Source organism: Duncaniella dubosii (assembly GCF_004803915.1).
Classification (GTDB): domain Bacteria; phylum Bacteroidota; class Bacteroidia; order Bacteroidales; family Muribaculaceae; genus Duncaniella; species Duncaniella dubosii.
On the sequence record NZ_CP039396.1, the window covers coordinates 617,678 to 636,936 of the forward strand.

The window sequence follows — 19,259 nt, forward strand, 5'->3', positions numbered from 1 at the left end:
TTTTTATTGTATTTTGTAAAAGCTTAGAAAAAATACTCATTAATACTCATCCCAGCTCTTAATCTCGATTTCATCAAGCGGATGTGTGGTGAACGCGTCAATATATGCCGATGCGAGACGTGCGTTTGTCATCAGCGGGATATTGAGGTCAATAGCCGCACGACGGATCTTATAGCCGTTTGTCAGCTCTGTGGTCGAGAAATTCTTTGGGATGTTGATCACCATGTCAACCTTGTGGTCATGGAGAAGCTCGATGGCCTGAGGCTGCATGTCGGGCTGCGACGGCCAGTAGACACGGATTGCAGGAATACCGTTGTCGTTGAGATAGGCATGCGTACCGCCTGTCGCATAAATCGTGTAGCCACGGTTGGCAAGCTCATGAGCCGCATCAAGAAGGTCGGCCTTCTGTTTAGCCGTACCGGTCGACATAAGCACAGCCTTCGACGGAACGCGGTTGCCGACAGAAATCATAGCCTTTATGAGTGCTTCGGAAGAGTCTACGCCGATACAGCCCACCTCGCCTGTCGAAGCCATGTCGACTCCGAGCACAGGGTCAGCGCCCTGCAGACGCGAGAAGCTGAACTGCGAAGCCTTGATGCCGACATAATCGAGGTCAAAAGCATTCTTCGACGGTTTCTCGACAGGCAGACCGAGCATGACGCGTGTTGCAAGGTCGATGAAATTAATCTTGAGCACCTTCGACACAAATGGGAAACTGCGCGACGCACGAAGGTTACATTCGATAACCTTGATGTCGTTGTTCTTGGCAAGGAACTGGATGTTGAACGGGCCGGAGATTTCGAGAGCCTTTGCGATCTGGCGTGAAATCTTGCGGATGCGGCGCATGGTCTCGACATAGAGTTTCTGAGGCGGGAACTGAATGGTTGCGTCGCCTGAGTGGACACCGGCATATTCGATATGTTCCGAAATAGCGTATGCCACAATCTCGCCGTCCTGCGCCACGGCATCCATCTCGATTTCCTTAGCACCGGAAATGAACTGCGACACCACCACCGGATGCTGCTTCGACACGTTGGCTGCAAGCTGCAGGAAGCGTGTCAGCTGCTCTTGGTTGTGACATACGTTCATCGCCGCTCCTGAAAGCACATAGCTCGGACGGACAAGCACCGGGAAGCCCACCTCGTCGATGAAGTCGTTGATGTCTTCGAGGCTTGTAAGTTCGCGCCAGCGTGGCTGGTCAATGCCGAGACGGTCAAGCATGGCCGAGAATTTGTTGCGGTCCTCGGCATTGTCGATGCTCTGCGCAGTGGTTCCGAGAATATTGATGTTCTGCGCGTCGAGACGGGTCGCGAGATTATTTGGAATCTGACCGCCAACTGAAAGTATCGTTCCGTGAGGCTGTTCAAGATCAAGAATATCCATCACACGCTCGAAAGTAAGCTCGTCGAAATAGAGACGGTCACAGATATCATAGTCGGTCGAGACGGTTTCGGGATTGTAATTAATCATCACCGAACGCCAGCCCTCCTTCTTGACGGTAAGAAGCGCATTGACCGAGCACCAGTCAAATTCGACCGACGAACCGATGCGGTAAGCTCCTGAACCGAGCACCACAATCGAACGGTGGTCGTGTAGATAGTTCACATCGTTTTCGCGACCGTTGTATGTCAGATAGAGATAGTTGGTCTGAGCGGGATATTCGGCGGCAAGAGTGTCGATCTGCTTGACAACAGGGAGAATTCCGAGCTGTTTGCGGAAAGCGCGGACTTCGAGCAGCGATTTCTCGGGATCGGTCAGTTTGTCCTGATATACCTCGCGTGCAATCTGGAAGTCACTGAAGCCCTGTTCCTTTGCCTGACGCAACAATGCTTCCGGGATTGCTTCGACTTCATCATAGCCGCTAAGCTCCTTGGCTGTGGCGATGATGTTCTGAAGCTTATAGAGGAACCATTTGTCGATTTTGGTCAGTTCATGAATGCGGTCGACGGTGTATCCTTTGAACAGAGCCTGTGCGATAGCGAAAATACGCTTGTCGGTAGGCTCTTTCAGAGCGTGTTCAAGCTCGGGAAGGTCGCGCTGGTTATTGCCGACGAAACCGTGCATGCCCTGACCGATCATGCGGAGTCCCTTCTGGATGACTTCTTCGAATGTACGTCCGATAGCCATCACCTCGCCGACTGATTTCATCGACGATCCGATTTCGCGTCGTACACCGTGGAATTTTCCGAGGTCCCAGCGAGGAATCTTACATACTATATAGTCAAGAGCCGGCTCAAAGAACGCCGAAGTCTCTTTTGTCACTGAATTCTTAAGGTCAAAAAGACCGTAGCCGAGTCCGAGTTTCGCAGCAACGAATGCCAAGGGATAACCGGTGGCCTTCGACGCAAGTGCCGACGAACGGCTCAGACGAGCGTTGACCTCGATTACTCGGTAGTCCATCGAAGTCGGGTCGAACGCATACTGCACGTTACATTCACCGACGATGCCGATGTGACGGATAATCTTGATGGCAAGCTTGCGCAGCCAGTGATAATCCTCGTTCGAGAGAGTCTGCGACGGAGCGACCACGATTGACTCGCCGGTATGTATGCCCAGCGGGTCGAAGTTTTCCATGTTGCAGACTGTGATACAGTTGTCGAAACGGTCGCGCACAACCTCATATTCGACTTCCTTCCACCCCTTGAGCGACTTCTCGACAAGCACCTGAGGCGAAAATGCCAGAGCCTTCTCGACGAGAGCCACAAGCTCCTCCTCGTTGTCGCAGAAACCGCTGCCGAGACCTCCGAGGGCGTAGGCAGCGCGGACAATGACAGGATATCCCAGAGCGGCCGCCGCATTCTTGGCATCGGCTATCGAGTTGACAGCCTCGCTCTTGATGGTCTTCACATCTATCTCATCGAGCTTTTTCACGAAAAGCTCGCGGTCTTCCGTGTCCATGATGGCCTGCACGGGTGTTCCGAGCACTTCCACTCCATATTTTTCAAGGATGCCGGAGCGATGGAGCTCCACTCCGCAGTTAAGTGCGGTCTGACCGCCGAATGCAAGCAGGATACCGTCAGGCTTCTCCTTGCGGATGACACGTTCAACGAAATAGGGTGTCACCGGAAGGAAATAGATCTTGTCGGCAAAACCGTCGGATGTCTGGACGGTCGCGATATTGGGGTTGATGAGGACGGTGGTAATCCCCTCCTCCTTCATGGCCTTGAGTGCCTGTGAGCCTGAATAGTCAAACTCACCGGCCTCACCGATTTTCAACGCGCCGCTACCAAGCAGCAATACTTTCTTGATGTTCTCGTTACGCATGATGAAAGAATATCTGAGGGGATGACGTTAAAGCATATTGATAAATTCATCGAAAAGGAACTCCGTGTCCTTAGGGCCGGAACTTGCCTCAGGATGGAACTGGGCTGAGAAATATGGTTTCGACTTATGGCGGATACCCTCGTTAGTGCCGTCGTTCATATTGATGAAAAGCGGTTCCCACTCCTCGGGGAGCGTCGCATTGTCGACCGCGAATCCATGGTTCTGCGAAGTGATGAAACAGTTTTCTGTCCCGACGCGGCGCACCGGCTGATTGTGGCTTCTGTGACCGTATTTCAGTTTATATGTCTTTGCGCCGGCAGCCTTTGCAAGAAGCTGGTTACCCATGCAGATACCGCATATCGGCTTGCCAATTTCCATGGCCTTGCGGATATTGGCTACGGTAGCCTCGGCCATGTCAGGATTACCCGGGCCATTCGAGATAAACAGTCCGTCGTAGGGGATTGTGGTGAAGTCGTAGTTCCAAGGAACTCTTACCACCTTGACACCTCTGCGTGTGAGGCAGCGGATTATATTGTGCTTGACTCCGCAGTCGACAAGAACCACGGTCTTTTCTCCGTCACCGTGAACCTCGACCTCTTTGCAACTTACTTTTCCGACGAGGTTTTCAACGTTCGGGTCATAAAAATCGACATCTCCACAACCGTCAATCACTATTTTGCCGAGCATCGAACCATGTTCGCGGAGATGCTTGGTGAGCTGACGTGTGTCAATGCCGTAGATTCCGGGGATTTTTTCCTCCTGCAGCCACTGGGCCAGAGAGCGGTCCGCCTGCCAGTGGGAATGGTCATAGGAATAATCCTGAGCCACGATGGCCTGACAATGAATCTTGTCACTTTCGTAATATTCACTGACGTCGTCTTTCTCGCGACGCGGAGGAACGCCGTAGTTGCCGAGAATCGGATAGGTGGTGACGAGAATCTGCCCTTCATACGAGGGATCCGTCAAACTTTCCGGATAGCCGGTCATAGCGGTGTTAAACACCACTTCGCCGGCAGTTGAGGCTTCATAGCCAAAGGATTTTCCTTCAAAAGTGGTGCCGTCTTCGAGGAGCAGGACGGCGCGCTTAAACTGTCGCATGCGATGGAATGGATTATGAAGTTTGAAAGGGGTGCACTATTACCCGTGTGCAAAGTTACGACTTTTTCACCACATTACATGTCTCACCGGCTAAAAATCGAAACGCCACTGCCTCATTTTATATTATTTGGCATTTCAGTGTTACCCACCGGCATATAACAAGAGTGACGCATCGGCTGAAAAACCTGTGCGCCACTCTCGTGTCATGAAGTCTGATTTACGACTACTGTTCCTGTTCGTAGACCCTCACGCGGTCTGCCTTGCGGACTCCTTCGATTTTAAGGATGCTTTTGCAAAGCTCCACAACCGCCTCTGTGTTCGAGACGAGGACTCCGAGGTCACACGTAAACACTTCCTTGTCGGCCTCGATGTTGAGACGGCGGATATCGATGTTGAGCGCCGTCGAAATCATGCGCGTAAGTTCCTGAAGTATGCCGTGACGGTCGATACCCTCGATGCGGATATTCGCAAGGAAGCTTCCGCTGATTTCATCCCATTTTGTCGCGACAATCCGCGAACCAAAACTTGCTTTCAGCACCTGAGCACGCGGACATGTCAGCGAGTGTACTTCGACAGTTCCCTCGTCGGTGATGAAGCCCATCACCTCGTCGCCCGGAATCGGACGACAACACTCGGCAAATGCAAAATTGCTCTCCTGCTCGTTGAAACGCAACACGTAGGTCTCTTTGGTGTTGATTTTCGGACGCGCGGCCTTGGCAGCGGTGTCAGAGTCGGGAACCGACAGAAGTTTCTTGACCTTCGTCTTCTTGTTGTCTCCTCCGAATCCGAGACGGAACAGCCGCGACACAAGCGAACGCGCGCCACGCGATGTGTTGACATTCAGATAATCGTCAATCGACACCTCTCCGCTTCCGAGCTTATAGAAAAGTTCCTCGCGGGTGGCGACGTGATATATGCCGAGAATCTTTGTCATCACACTGTTGTTGACAATGATGTCGTTTTGCGCTATGAATTGGTCAAAAATCTTTTTACCCTCCTCGATGACCGGCTGCTGGACTTTTCTCAGCTCCTTTCGCAGACGTGTCTTGGCCTTGGCCGTGGCAAGAAACGCCATCCATTCAGGCTTCGGCGACTGGGAATGAGAGGTCAGAACCTCAACCTGATCGCCGGAATTGAGCCGGTGGGAAAGCGACACAAGCTTATGGTTGACCTTTCCGGCTATACACCTGAAGCCGAGCTGCGAGTGTAGCGTGAAAGCCACATCAAGCACGGTAGCCCCCGCAGGAAGAGTCAGCAGCTCGCCTTTCGGCGTAAAGACGACAATCTCAGTCGCGAAAAGATTGAGCTTGAGAGTGTCAAGGAAGTCAATCGCATTGGGTGTCGGATCGTCAAGGATGTCCTTGATGGTCTTGAGCCATACATTAAGCTCGCTTTCCTCCTCATGCTCCCCGATTTTATATTTCCAGTGTGCGGCAAAGCCTTTTTCGGCAATCTCGTCCATCCTGCGGCTCCGTATCTGAACCTCGATCCAGTTCCCGTCAGGACCCATGAGAGTGACATGAAGAGCCTGATAACCATTGGCCTTAGGATTTGTAATCCAGTCACGGGTACGGTCGGGATGCGGTCGGTAAAGGTCGGTCAGTGCCGAATAAATCTTGAAACACATCTCCTTCTCGGAAATTCCGTCGGGCGTATCGAATATGATACGCATAGCATAGAGGTCATAGACCTCCTCGAAAGGGATATGTTTCGTGTCCATCTTGCGCCAGATGGAATAGACCGACTTCAGCCGGGCCTTGGCCTCATATTTAAGCCCCATGCTGTCAAGGCGCTTGAGTATTGGGGTCGCGAAATCATTATAGACCATCTCGCGTCCGGCCTCGCTCTGGGAAATCAGCTTGGTTATGCGCTGATATTCTCCGGGATGCTCATATTTGAAGCTCAGGTCCTCAAGTTCGGTCTTGATTTCAAACAGTCCGAGGCGATGGGCAAGCGGAGCATATATATATAATGTCTCTCCGGCAATCTTATACTGCTTGTTGGGAGCCATCGAGCCGAGTGTACGCATGTTGTGCAGACGGTCGGCCATCTTTATGAGCACGACACGTATATCCTCGCTCATGGTCAGCAGGAGCTTTCGGAAATTTTCGGCCTGCACCGAAGCCTTGTCGCCGAAAATACCGCCTGAAATCTTAGTCAGGCCCTCGACTATACGCGCGATTTTCCGTCCGAAATGCTGTTCGATATCCTCGACGGTATATTCCGTATCCTCCACCACATCGTGGAGCAGAGCGGCGCATATCGAAGTCGAGCCGAGACCGATTTCCTGCGATGCGATTTTGGCCACCGCTATCGGATGGATGATATAAGGCTCGCCCGAACGACGCCTCACGCCTTTGTGAGCTTCCTTGGCAAAACGGAACGCACGCTCGATTATATCCACCTTCTTGCGGTGGTTGCTGGCCAGATAGCCGTCCAGTAAGTCACGGAACTGCTGTTCGACATGAGCATCTTCCTGCTCGGGAGTAAGGTTATATTCCTGCATCGTCTTGGTCGCGTAAGGTGGTGAATACTGATTTTACCGGGAGGTGCTTAAAGATACTTGTCGCCGAACGACAGTTTCGCATCCGTAACCATCTGTTTGATACGCTGCTCTTCAGCCTTAGGACATATCAGCAACACGTCGCCTGCATCGGCGATGATATAGTCATTAAGACCCTGCACCACTACAAGCTTATCGGGCGACTGGACGGCAAACATGTTGCCGGTGCTCTCATAGGCCAGCACATTGCAGTTCTGCGCCACGTTCTTGACCTCGTTACACGGCGAATTGTCATAGAGAGCACTCCAAGTGCCGAGGTCGTTCCATCCGAAATTCACACATTCGACATACACGTTGTCGGCCTTCTCCATGACCGCATAGTCGATCGAGTTTGGGGGACATGATGTGAAATTAGCGTTGATGAACTCCATCTCGCGTGGAGTACCGAAGTCGCTCACGCCACGGTCAAAGAGACATGTGAGATCAGCGTCATATTTGTGGAGCGCGCTGATGATCGACGATGCTTTCCAAAGGAAGATGCCTGAGTTCCAGAAAAATTCTCCCGAGTCAAGAAAGACCTTCGCGAGTTCGAGATTGGGTTTCTCGGTGAAGGTCTTGACCTTCAGGATTCCCGGCTCTGCTTCCTGACCGATCTGTATGTAACCGTAGCCGGTTTCGGGACGGACAGGTGTGATGCCGAGAGTCAGAAGCGCGTCGTGGCTTTCGACAAATTCAAATCCTCTGCGCACACAGTCCTCAAAAACATTCTCGCGGGTGATGAGATGGTCGCTCGGAGTCACTATCATGGATGCTTCGGGATCGAGCGCAGCGATATGGTAAGCGGCCCATGCGATACACGGTGCTGTATTGCGGCGGGCAGGCTCAAGAAGGATGTTCGAGGGAAGTATATCAGGTAGCTGTTCACGGATAAGCCCCGCATACTTCTCGTTTGTCACCACTATGATGTTTTCCTTCGGGACAATCGGAAGGATGCGGTCATACGACATCTGAAGAAGCGAACGTCCTGTGCCGAGGAAGTCGATGAACTGCTTGGGACAGTCCTCACGTGAATACGGCCAGAAGCGGCTTCCGACTCCGCCACACATGATTACGCAATATCTATGGATTGAAGGGGTTGACATAATTGATTGAAGTTGTTAATAGATTAGATTATTGATAACACAGATTACATCGGCTAAGTTACGAATTTTATTGTCAATAGCCAAAACAGAGGAGCGATTTTCTAATGCCGGTCGGAATCCGCGTGCGCTTTCACGCCACGCGAAGCTATCCAGCCTGACAGCAGCCCGATTGCAATGACCACCCCGGCTGTGATAAGGACATCCGTAAACTCAGGCACACAGGGATAGGTCACAATCGACATCTGCGAATGGTCACCACCGAGAGTTATGACTCCGAAATGTTCCTGAATCAGACACAGAATCACGCCTACCGTGATACCTATACCGCCACCGGTGACGGCAACCAGCACTCCCTGATTCATGAATATGCGCTTCAACATGCTGTCCGTTGCTCCAAGCGAGCTTAATATCCTCAGACTTTCCTCTTTCTCGATTATCAGCATCGAAAGCGAGGATAGAATGTTGAACGAGGCCATGACAAGCACAAAAACAAGCATCAGAAATGTGATCCACTTTTCGATTGAAATCATGCGGAACGAGTGTGATTCCTGCCTCAACCGGTCGGCGACGAGATAGTCAGAACCAAGCTTCTCTTCGATACGTTTAATGACTTTGGCCGTCTCTCGGGCATTGGCGACGCTTATCTCGATCGCTGTGCCCTCGGTCGTGTAGTCAAGCAGATTGCGCGCATCGTCAAGCGACAGATAGATCATCGCATTGTCAAATTCAGGCTGATTGCTGCGGTAGACACCAGTAACGACAAGCGTATCCGTCGAGAAAGCGGCCATAGGCAAGGCCGGATTTATTCGTCCGAGTCTGCGGGGGACAGTCAGCAACAGTCCCCGTTCGGGCGACGGTCGGGCATCGAGCTGCACCGCAGCCCCGACCCCGAGCAACGCTCCGCCGAAGCCATAGAGACTTGTAAGCGGCTCGCCGTCGATGAGCAGCGACTCCAGTGCCGACACTTCGTCGAAACCGTCGGGGATGCCACAGATATTGACCGGGAGCTGCGCCCCGTTGTAGATGGCGAGGGCTTCACCGCGTAGAGTCGGGAGCGCCACACGCACGCCGGGAATCCCCCTCAGCTCTTCGGCAAGCGAATCAGCGTCGGAGATGACACGTGTGTTGACTGGCGTTACCTTCACGTCGGGGTTTACAAGCGAAAGACGGTCGGAGGCCAGCTGCGAAAAACCGTTGAACACTGAAAGCACGCAGACCATAGCCAGAGCGGCCACGGCGATTCCGGCCATTGAGATATAGGAAATGATATTGACTGCCGTATGGCTTTTTCTGGCCAACAGATAACGGATTGCGATCCTTAGTGCAGGCATTGTGGTGATTGGGAAAGAAGATTGACTGGCATGTAATAAAAGCGGTGACGTTGAAAAACCGACGCCACCGCATATAAAGCGTATTTATCGTATTTCCGAGGCAACTATTTAGTGAGAAGCTTGTCGATATTGTCGATATAGTCGAGCGAGTCATCAAGATAGAAGCTCAGGTCCGGGCACTTCCTCAACTGGAAGCGGACTTTCTGCGCAAGCTCATATCTGATGGTCTTGGCATTGTTCCTGATGCTTTCGAGAAGTTCCTGCGATCTCTCTGACGGGAATATCGAAAGATATACCTTGGCGATGCTGAGATCCGGAGAGACTCTGACTATGCTCACTGACACAAGTGTGCCATGGGTCTTGGCTGTCTGCTGACGGAAAATCTCACTGAGTTCCTTCTGCAGCAGACGCGATATTTTAGCTTGACGTGTTGATTCCATGATTACATTTGTATTTTATAAGTGGTAAGCGGTCCGATGTTGTCCCTCGGGCCACTCTTATACAACGCGCCGACGACTGTAATAGTTGCCGCCGTTAATGGGCGTGACTACTGAAAATATGGCAATCAGTCGATGATGTCGAAGCCTGTGTAGCGGCGCAGACATTCAGGAATCACGATGCCCTGAGGGGTCTGATTGTTTTCAAGAAGAGCGGCCATGATGCGCGGAAGTGCGAGAGCCGAGCCGTTGAGAGTGTGGCAGAGACGTGTTTTCTTGTCCTCGGCACGGTAACGGCATTTCAGACGGTTGGCCTGATATGTCTCGAAATTGGAAACCGATGATACTTCAAGCCAGCGGCCCTGTGCGGCAGAGTAGACTTCGAAATCGAAGGTGATGGCTGAAGTGAAACTCATGTCTCCTCCACAGAGACGGAGTATGTGCCAAGGCAGACCGAGTTTTTCAAGAAGTCCCTGCACGTGGTCCTTCATTTCCTCAAGAGCGGCATATGAATTCTCAGGCTTTTCAATGCGCACGATTTCCACCTTGTCAAACTGATGGAGACGGTTAAGACCGCGGACATCCTTACCATACGAACCGGCCTCGCGGCGGAAACATGCTGAATATGCACAGTTCTTGATCGGAAGCTGGTCAGCCGAAAGGATTACATCGCGATAGATGTTGGTTACGGGAACTTCGGCAGTCGGAATAAGGTAGAGTTTGTCTTCATTGATGAAATACATCTGGCCTTCCTTGTCGGGGAGCTGGCCTGTTCCGTAGCCTGAAGCCTCGTTGACAACGTAGGGTGGCTGGATTTCAATGTAACCTGCTTTTCCGGCTTCGTCGAGGAAGAACTGGATGAGAGCACGCTGCAGACGTGCGCCCTTGCCGATGTAGACAGGGAAGCCCGGACCTGTGATTTTCACACCGAGGTCAAAGTTGATAAGATTGTACTTCTTTGCGAGTTCCCAGTGAGGAAGGGCATCGGCAGGAAGATCAGGCATCGGGCCGCCGGTCTTTTCAACCACATTGTCCTCCGCGCTCTTGCCTTCCGGCACTGCGTCGCAAGGGATATTTGGCATACCGAGAAGAATGTCGCGGATAGCGTTTTCAGTTATAGTCAGGCGGTCGGCTATCTCTTTTTGCTGAGCCTTGATTTCAGCCACATTCTTTTTGGCTTCCTCGGCCTCTTCGCGACGGCCTTCCTTCATCAGACGGCCGATTGCATCAGCCTGCTTCTTGAGTTCGGCTGCAAGATTGTCGTTCTGATACTGAAGGCTGCGGCGTTCGTCGTCGAAGTCGATAACATCGTTGACTCCCTGCTTTCCGTCAAAGCCCTTGACGGCGAGGCGCGCTATGATGCGTTCGGGATCCTCTTTGATTTGCTGAAGGGTAAGCATTTGTGTATCTTGTTGTAATAATTATCCTGTTTATGAGATCAATTGTTAAGGAGCTCTCTGACCTTGGCCGATATGACCTTGCCGTCAGCACGTCCGGCGAGCGTCTTTGAAGCCACGCCCATAACCTTGCCCATTTCCTTGGGTGATGTCGCGCCCGTCTCGGCAATGATTTTCTTCAGTTCAGCTGTAAGCTCCTCGTCACTGAGCTGTTTCGGGAGATATTCTTCAATCACGGCAGCCTCGGCAAGCTCGTTGTCGCGAAGTTCCGGACGGTTCTGCTCTTCATAGATCTGAGCCGTCTCACGACGCTGCTTCGCCATCTTGGCAAGAATCTTTGTCGCAGCCTCGTCAGAAAGCGAACCGTCGCCGCCTTTTGCGGTTTTCGCTTCAAGAAATTCTTTCTTTATACCGCGAAGAGTCTCAAGACGCACTTTTTCGCGCGCAAGCATCGCAGACTTTATATCGGCTGAAATCTTTTCAAATAAATCCATATCTTTTTTCAAAATAATTTTATGTATAAAAACGTGAGGAGTTTAATTTGTTTGGCCTAAAGCACAAAATACAGAAAAGCGCACTTCCGAATCCGAAATTCAGAAGAGCCTGTCTATCTATCTGCAAAGTTACAAGATTTTTGAATATTTTAATCAACGCAACAGCATAAAAAAGAAAAAACAAGCCTCCCGGCCTTCTGAAATGCAAAGGTTGCACGTGCGGTGGCTTCGCAGACACCGCACGTGGCTGAATCCATGATATCACACCTCATCCAGAGCAGCGGCAAGGTCGTCGATAATATCGTCGATATGCTCCGTACCGATGCTCAGACGCACGGTCGAGGGGATATGTGCTGACGTTTAAGTTCTTCGGGAGAGAGCTGTGAATGTGTGGTCGTGTAGGGATGGATGACGAGGCTTTTTACATCGGCCACGTTTGCAAGCAGCGAGAATATTTTCAATGAATCAATGAAGCGCCATGCTTCTTCCCGGCCTCCTTTGATTTCGAATGTGAATATGCTTCCTCCGCCGGCGGGGAAAAGCTTGTCATAGAGTTCATGGTCGGGATGTTCCGGCAATGAGGGATGGTTGACCTTTGCGACTTTTGGATGCGATGCAAGGAAATTCACAACCTTGAGAGCATTCTCCACATGCCGCTCGACACGCAGTGACAAGGTCTCCACACCCTGAAGCAGAATAAAGGCATTGAATGGAGAAATTGCCGCACCGGTATCGCGGAGAAGCACGGCGCGTATGCGGGTCACAAAAGCAGCCGGCCCTGCGACATCTGCAAAAACTGTGCCATGATAGCTCGGATCAGGCTTTGCAAGAGTCGGGAATTTATCCGGGTAGGCCTTCCAGTCAAAGCTGCCGCCGTCAACAATCACACCACCGAGACTTGTACCGTGGCCGCCGAGGAATTTTGTAGCGGAATGCACCACAATGTCAGCTCCATGTTCAAGAGGACGAATGAGATAAGGAGTTCCGAATGTATTGTCGACAACAAGCGGGATATTGTGACGGCGGGCTATTTCGGCAAGAGCGTCAATGTCGGTGACATCACAGTTGGGATTGCCGAAGGTCTCAACAAAGAGCACCTTGGTGTTGGGCTTTATCGAACGTTCGACAAAAGCGAGATCCCTTACATCGACAAAATCACTTTCCACACCACGCGGAGCGAATGTATGGGCTATAAGGTTGTAGCTTCCGCCATAAAGATTGTCGGCGGCCAAAATGTGATCACCTGCCTGTACTATGTTTTCAAGCGCATAGCTGATAGCTGCCGCACCGCTCGCAACTGCAAGTCCGGCGACTCCGCCTTCAAGAGCCGCGACACGCTCTTCAAGCACCCCTTGTGTAGAATTGGTAAGACGTCCGTAGATATTTCCCGGGTCACGCAGTCCGAAACGGTCTGAAGCATGCTGCGAATCCCTGAAAACATAGGATGTAGTCTGATATATGGGGACAGCCCGTGCGTCGGTTGCCGGATCCGGATTCTCTTGTCCTACGTGTAACTGGAGCGTCTCGAAATGAAGTTTGTTCTTTGCCATAATTCAATAGTTTTTTGTTTGTTTCTGATGGCAAAATTACGACAGACAAAATATTCATCCAAGATATATAAAAAACTTAGAAAATTACCCTACATTTGCAAAATACATAGCTCATACATTCTAAAAAATAGACTTTCCACCCATTTTAAGCAGAATATTATTCTCATCAAGCCATTCATCATGAAATCGACCTATACTCTCGACGCCACAGACCTACGCATCCTGAGTGCCCTTCAGAACAATTCGCGTCTTACTGTCAAAGAACTCGCATCGGCCATCCACCTCTCTCCCACCCCGACTTTCGAACGGGTGAAACGCCTTGAACGAGACGGTTACATAACTAAATACATGGCTGTGCTCAACGCCGAAAAGCTTGAATGCGGCTTCATTGCTTTCTGTTATCTCAAATTGAAACAACATACACGCGAAAACGCCATGCGTATAATGGAAGCAGTCCAAAACATACCTGAAATCGCTGAATGTTACAATATTTCAGGAGATTATGACTTTCTACTCAAAATATATACCCGCGACATGAAATCTTATCAGAAATTTCTTCTCCGCATTCTCGGCGACCTTGACTGTATCGGCTCGCTCAACAGCTCCTTCGTTCTCGGTGAAGTCAAAAACACCCATCTCCTTCCCTTGCCGGAACAATAATCCGCATTTTACTGACAATTTCACAATTACCGCAAAAATGTCTCCGCTGAAATTTGCCGCTTAGATTTCGATTATTTAAATTTGCATACATACTTTATAGAATCAATACCATCACTTATTTTTACATTCCATGAAAACACGAATTATTGAATGTGTCCCTAATTTCAGCGAGGGACGCGACAAGAATGTAATAAAATCCATCACCGACGCAATCAAAAGCGTCAAGGGGATAAATCTGCTCGATGTCGATCCGGGAGAGGCGACAAACCGCACGGTCGTGACTTTCGTCGGCGAGCCGGAAGCCGTGGTCGAAGCTGCATTCAGAGGTGTCAAACGCGCGGCAGAACTTATCGACATGCGCAGCCATCACGGCGCTCATCCCCGCATGGGTGCGACCGACGTGTGCCCTCTCATCCCAATCTCAGGTATAACGCTTGAAGAGTGTGCCGAACTCGCACGCAAACTTGCAAAACGCATAGCCGACGAACTTGAAATCCCGACCTATTGCTATGAGGCAGCGGCCTTCACACCCGAACGCCGTAATCTCGCTGTCTGCCGTGAAGGAGAATACGAAGCTCTTCCGGAAAAAATGAACCATTCCGGCAAAGGTCCTGATTTCGGTGATCGCCCGTTTGACGAGAAAGCAGCCCGCAGCGGAGCAACCACTGTCGGTGCGCGCGACTTCCTCATTGCCGTCAACTTCAACCTCAACACAACCTCGACCCGACGGGCAAATGCAATTGCCTTCGATGTCCGCGAGAAAGGCCGTCCGATGCGCGAGGGCGGAAAGATAACCGGTAAACCGCTGAAAGATGCCGACGGCAACACAATCATGCAGCCCGGGACTCTCAAAGCGACAAAAGCCATCGGCTGGTTCATTGACGAATATGGCATAGCACAGGTGTCGATGAACATCACCGATATATCAGTCACACCGCTACATATAGCTTTCGATGAAGTATGCCGTGCGGCCAACGCACGCGGACTGCGCGTGACAGGTACAGAGATTGTAGGTCTTGTCCCCAAACGCACGCTTATCGAGGCCGGGCGATATTTCCTCCACAAACAGCAACGCTCCACAGGTATTTCGGAGGATGAAATCATCCGCATGGCCGTAAAGTCAATGGGACTTGACGAACTAACGCCATTCCGGCCGGAAGAAAAGGTGATTGAATTCATGATCGCGCAAAAAAACGCAGGAAAAAAGCTCACCGATATGACATGTACGGAATTTGCCGAGGAGACAGCATCCGAATCACCCGCCCCCGGAGGCGGCTCGATATCGGCCTATATGGGAGCGCTTGCCGCCGCACTCGGGACTATGGTGGCTAACCTGTCGGCACACAAAGCCGGATGGGACGACCGTTGGAAAGAATTTTCCGATCAGGCCGACAGGGGACATGAAATCCTACAGCAGCTCCTTCACCTTGTCGACGAAGACACCGAGGCTTTCAACCGCATCATGGATGCGTTCAAGATGCCTAAATCAAGCGAAGAGGAAAAGGCAGCCCGCGCAGCCGCCATTGAAGATGCCACTCTATATGCAACACGCATACCGCTGTCGACAATGGAAACAGCCTGCGCTGTCTTCCCCTTGCTCGAATCAATGGCCCGCACAGGAAATCCGGCCTCTGTAAGCGATGCCGGAGTCGGAGCGCTCGCCGCACGCTCGGCGGTACTCGGGGCCCAGCTCAATGTGCGCATAAATGCCGCCTCACTCAAAAACCGAGACGAGGCGGACCGCCTTACAGCCCGGGCAGCAGAAATCGCAGCAGAAGCAATTGCCGCAGAAGCGAGAGTACTTGAGACTGTCAATGAAATACTCAACCGATAAGCCGATACCAACCATGACTAACGAAGAATTCCGAATGACAGTCGGCGCAGGCATACCCGACACGCTCCCTGCGCCAAAAGAATATGACACAAGCGTCAACCATGCCCCACGACGCAAGGACATATTGACTCCGGCTGAGAAAAAACTGGCTCTCAGAAACGCTCTTCGCTATTTCCCTCGACATCTCCACCGCGAGCTTGCCGGAGAATTCGCATCCGAACTTGAGACCTACGGACGCATCTACATGTACCGTTTCCGTCCCGACTACGAAATGTATGCCCGGCCGATAGACGCATACCCTGCACGTTCCCGTCAGGCGGCAGCAATCATGATGATGATTCAAAACAATCTTGATCCCCGTGTGGCGCAGCACCCGCACGAACTGATCACTTACGGAGGAAACGGCGCGGTGTTCCAGAACTGGGCCCAATATCTTCTGGCAATGAAATATCTGTCGGAGATGACAGATTCCCAGACGCTGGTAATGTACTCCGGCCATCCGTTAGGACTGTTTCCGTCACACCCCGACGCCCCTCGGGTAATCGTCACCAACGGCATGGTTATACCTAACTATTCCAAGCCTGACGACTGGGAGCGTTTCAACGCTCTCGGCGTGTCGCAATACGGCCAGATGACAGCCGGTTCATATATGTATATCGGCCCGCAGGGAATTGTCCACGGAACAACCATCACCGTCCTCAACGCCGGACGCAAACGCCTCGCCGAAGGAAGTCATGACCTCGGAGGAATGCTGTTTGTCTCAGCCGGACTCGGCGGTATGTCAGGCGCACAGCCGAAGGCCGGAAACATAGCGGGCGTAGTCAGCATTACCGCCGAAGTGAATCCAAAAGCTGTCGAGACACGCCACAGTCAGGGTTGGGTCGATGAAGTATACACCTCGCTCGACGACCTGATGGTCCGTGTGGCCGAAGCACGCAAGAACCGCGAGGCAGTCTCATTTGCCTATCAGGGCAATGTTGTAGACCTATGGGAACGCCTTGCCGACGACGGGGTGAAAGTGGATCTCGGCTCAGACCAGACATCGCTCCACAACCCTTGGGCCGGAGGATATTATCCCGTCGGGCTGAGCTTCGAAGAGGCCAAGACAATGATGGCCGGAAATCCGGAAGAATTCAAGCGCCACGTTCAGGAATCACTGCGCCGTCAGGTCAAGGCAATCAACCGGCTGACCGAAAACGGCATGTATTTCTTTGACTACGGCAATGCCTTCCTTCTCGAATCATCACGGGCGGGAGCTGACATAATGAAGGAAGACGGCACTTTCCGCTACCCTTCATACGTGCAGGACATCATGGGACCGAGTTTCTTCGACTACGGATTCGGGCCATTCCGCTGGGTATGTACCTCTGGAAATCCCGACGATCTTGCAAAAAGTGATGAAATCGCAGCAAACGTGCTTGAAGAAATACTCAAGAGCGCGCCTGAGGAAATCAAAGGCCAACTGCGCGACAATATCCACTGGATACGCGAAGCCGGACGCAACAGACTCGTAGTCGGTTCTCAGGCGCGAATCCTGTATGCCGACTGTGAGGGGCGCACCAAAATCGCACGAGCCTTTAACGATGCAATAGCCCGGGGTGAAATATCAGCACCGATAGTGCTCGGACGCGACCACCACGACGTTTCGGGTACAGACTCCCCCTACCGCGAGACATCGAATATCTACGACGGTTCGCAGTATACAGCCGACATGGCCGTACACAACGTCATAGGCGACTCTTTCCGTGGCGCTACATGGGTTTCAATACACAACGGCGGAGGTGTCGGCTGGGGCGAGGTAATCAACGGCGGTTTCGGCATGGTCATCGACGGAAGCGACGATTCAGCCCGCCACATTGACGAAATGCTCCTATGGGACGTGAACAACGGTATCGCACGCCGGTCATGGGCACGCAACGAAGGTGCCATATCCGCTATAAAGCGCGAAATGGAGCGCACTCCGCTGCTGCGCGTTACCCTCCCAAACATCGCCGACGACTCCGTGATCGGCGAGGCATTCAAATGACAAACAGAAAAACGAATAACCTTAGACTAATCCGAAAATGATACATTATATCAGTCCCGAACGCCTCACAATCGAGCGCGTCGGGGAAATCATCACCAAGAACATGCGTCTCGCTCTAAGCGAGGAATCAGTGGAGCGCATCACACGCTGCCGCCGTTATCTTGACGACAAAATCAGCGAATGCGACCATCCAATCTATGGCATAACCACCGGCTTCGGCTCACTGTGTAACATTTCTATCGACACTCAGGACCTTTCGACACTTCAGGAAAACCTTGTGAAGTCACACGCCTGCGGCTGTGGCGAAAAAGTCGACCCTATGATTGTGAAAATCATGCTGCTCACCAAAATAATGTCGCTTTCATTCGGCAATTCAGGAGTGCAGCTGTCGACGGTGCAGCGACTTGTTGACTTCTTCAACGACGATGTCCTGCCGGTAATCTATCAGCTCGGTTCGCTCGGAGCTTCGGGCGACCTCGCCCCGCTCGCCAACATGTGCCTGCCTCTGCTCGGTCTTGGAGAAGTATTATATAAAGGTGAGATACGTCCCGCAGCCGAAGTGCTTGAGGAAAAGGGCTGGAAACCTGTGAAACTCGTATCGAAAGAAGGACTCGCCCTTCTGAACGGAACGCAGTTCATGTCGTCACACGCCGTCTATGCCATCCTCAACGCCCGTCGTCTCAGCGCGCTCGCCGACAAGATTGGAGCGCTCTCGCTCGATGTGTTCGACGGCCGTATCGACCCGTTCGGCGACTCGGTCAATGCTGTCCGCCCACATCCGGGACAGCTTGCCACGGCCAGAGCCGTGCGCGCGCATCTCGAAGGAAGCGAACTTATAAGGCAATATAAGAAGCATGTTCAAGACCCCTACTCGTTCCGCTGCATGCCTCAGGTCCACGGAGCTGTGAAAGACGCTCTCGACTACACAGGCAATATAATCGAGACTGAAATCAACTCGCCGACCGACAATCCGACAATCTTCCCCGAAGAAGACATCATCGTGTCGGCCGGTAATTTCCACGGAGAGCCTATCGCTCTTCCGATGGATTATCTCGCACTTGCACTCGCCGAGCTTGGAAGTATCTCCGAACGCCGCATCTACCGACTGATCTCAGGTGCGCGCGGACTGCCGCCGTTCCTCGTTGCAAATCCCGGCCTCAACAGCGGTTTCATGATTCCACAATATGCCGCAGCCTCAATAGTCAATCAGTCCAAAGGACTATGCTGGCCGACAAGCTGCGATTCGATTCCCTCGTCGCAAGGGCAGGAAGACCACGTCTCGATGGGTGGCAATTCAGCTACGAAACTTTGTCGCGTCGTCGACAATACCGAACGTGTCCTTGCAATCGAACTTTTCAACGCAGCCCAGGCGCTTGACCTCCGCCGTCCGATGAAAACCTCGCCTGAACTTGAAAAATGGCATGAAGCCTACCGCAGACTTATCCCATTTATCGACAACGACACTGTAATGTCGCCTTATATAGCCGCATCGGTCGATTTCCTGCGTACAAACCCTTAATGAA

The 19,259-nt window shown here is 51.9% G+C and carries 12 protein-coding genes and 1 pseudogene; 4 read left to right on the forward strand and 9 right to left on the reverse strand.

Going from position 1 to position 19,259, the window contains the following annotated elements; all coding sequences use genetic code 11:
• Window positions 1-39 precede the first annotated feature (39 nt).
• The 9 genes and pseudogenes from carB to E7747_RS02740 form a co-directional block, all read right to left on the reverse strand.
• Window positions 40-3,264: a carbamoyl-phosphate synthase (glutamine-hydrolyzing) large subunit gene (carB, locus tag E7747_RS02700; protein WP_123614151.1), complete on the reverse strand. Its 3,225-nt coding sequence runs from the start codon at window positions 3,262-3,264 to the stop codon at window positions 40-42.
• A 27-nt stretch (window positions 3,265-3,291) separates the two neighbouring features.
• Window positions 3,292-4,362 (reverse strand): glutamine-hydrolyzing carbamoyl-phosphate synthase small subunit, encoded by a 1,071-nt coding sequence (gene carA / locus E7747_RS02705; RefSeq protein ID WP_123614150.1) that lies wholly within the window; start codon window positions 4,360-4,362, stop codon window positions 3,292-3,294.
• Between the two features lie 223 nt (window positions 4,363-4,585).
• Window positions 4,586-6,868: a RelA/SpoT family protein gene (locus E7747_RS02710; protein WP_123614149.1), complete on the reverse strand. Its 2,283-nt coding sequence runs from the start codon at window positions 6,866-6,868 to the stop codon at window positions 4,586-4,588.
• A 47-nt stretch (window positions 6,869-6,915) separates the two neighbouring features.
• Window positions 6,916-8,007, reverse strand: coding sequence for a mannose-1-phosphate guanylyltransferase (locus tag E7747_RS02715; RefSeq protein ID WP_136413946.1), 1,092 nt, complete (start codon window positions 8,005-8,007; stop codon window positions 6,916-6,918).
• Between the two features lie 101 nt (window positions 8,008-8,108).
• Window positions 8,109-9,338, reverse strand: a complete 1,230-nt coding sequence (locus E7747_RS02720; protein ID WP_136413948.1) for an ABC transporter permease — start codon at window positions 9,336-9,338, stop codon at window positions 8,109-8,111.
• 104 nt (window positions 9,339-9,442) lie between these two features.
• Complete coding sequence (gene rbfA / locus E7747_RS02725) at window positions 9,443-9,778, reverse strand: 30S ribosome-binding factor RbfA (RefSeq protein ID WP_123614146.1); 336 nt, start codon at window positions 9,776-9,778, stop codon at window positions 9,443-9,445.
• A 125-nt stretch (window positions 9,779-9,903) separates the two neighbouring features.
• The gene (serS, locus tag E7747_RS02730; protein ID WP_123614145.1) at window positions 9,904-11,175 is read right to left on the reverse strand and encodes a serine--tRNA ligase; all 1,272 of its coding nucleotides are present in this window, start codon (window positions 11,173-11,175) and stop codon (window positions 9,904-9,906) included.
• Window positions 11,176-11,213: 38 nt separating this feature from the next.
• Window positions 11,214-11,666 carry a GatB/YqeY domain-containing protein gene (locus E7747_RS02735; RefSeq protein ID WP_123614144.1) on the reverse strand — a complete coding sequence of 151 codons (453 nt, stop codon included), beginning with the start codon at window positions 11,664-11,666 and terminating at the stop codon, window positions 11,214-11,216.
• Window positions 11,667-11,927: 261 nt separating this feature from the next.
• Window positions 11,928-13,216, reverse strand: a pseudogene (locus E7747_RS02740) (O-acetylhomoserine aminocarboxypropyltransferase/cysteine synthase family protein).
• A 180-nt stretch (window positions 13,217-13,396) separates the two neighbouring features.
• On the opposite strand from E7747_RS02740, the gene E7747_RS02745 reads away from it, so the two are divergent.
• The 4 genes from E7747_RS02745 (at window position 13,397) to hutH (ending at window position 19,255) form a co-directional block, all read left to right on the forward strand.
• On the forward strand, window positions 13,397-13,876 hold the full coding sequence (locus E7747_RS02745) for an Lrp/AsnC family transcriptional regulator (RefSeq protein ID WP_136413949.1): 480 nt from the start codon (window positions 13,397-13,399) through the stop codon (window positions 13,874-13,876).
• Window positions 13,877-14,006: 130 nt separating this feature from the next.
• Window positions 14,007-15,710, forward strand: a complete 1,704-nt coding sequence (ftcD, locus tag E7747_RS02750; RefSeq protein ID WP_136413951.1) for a glutamate formimidoyltransferase — start codon at window positions 14,007-14,009, stop codon at window positions 15,708-15,710.
• 13 nt (window positions 15,711-15,723) lie between these two features.
• Window positions 15,724-17,736, forward strand: a complete 2,013-nt coding sequence (locus E7747_RS02755) for a urocanate hydratase (RefSeq protein WP_136413953.1) — start codon at window positions 15,724-15,726, stop codon at window positions 17,734-17,736.
• A gap of 37 nt (window positions 17,737-17,773) precedes the next feature.
• Complete coding sequence (gene hutH / locus E7747_RS02760) at window positions 17,774-19,255, forward strand: histidine ammonia-lyase (protein ID WP_136413955.1); 1,482 nt, start codon at window positions 17,774-17,776, stop codon at window positions 19,253-19,255.
• Window positions 19,256-19,259: the final 4 nt, after the last annotated feature.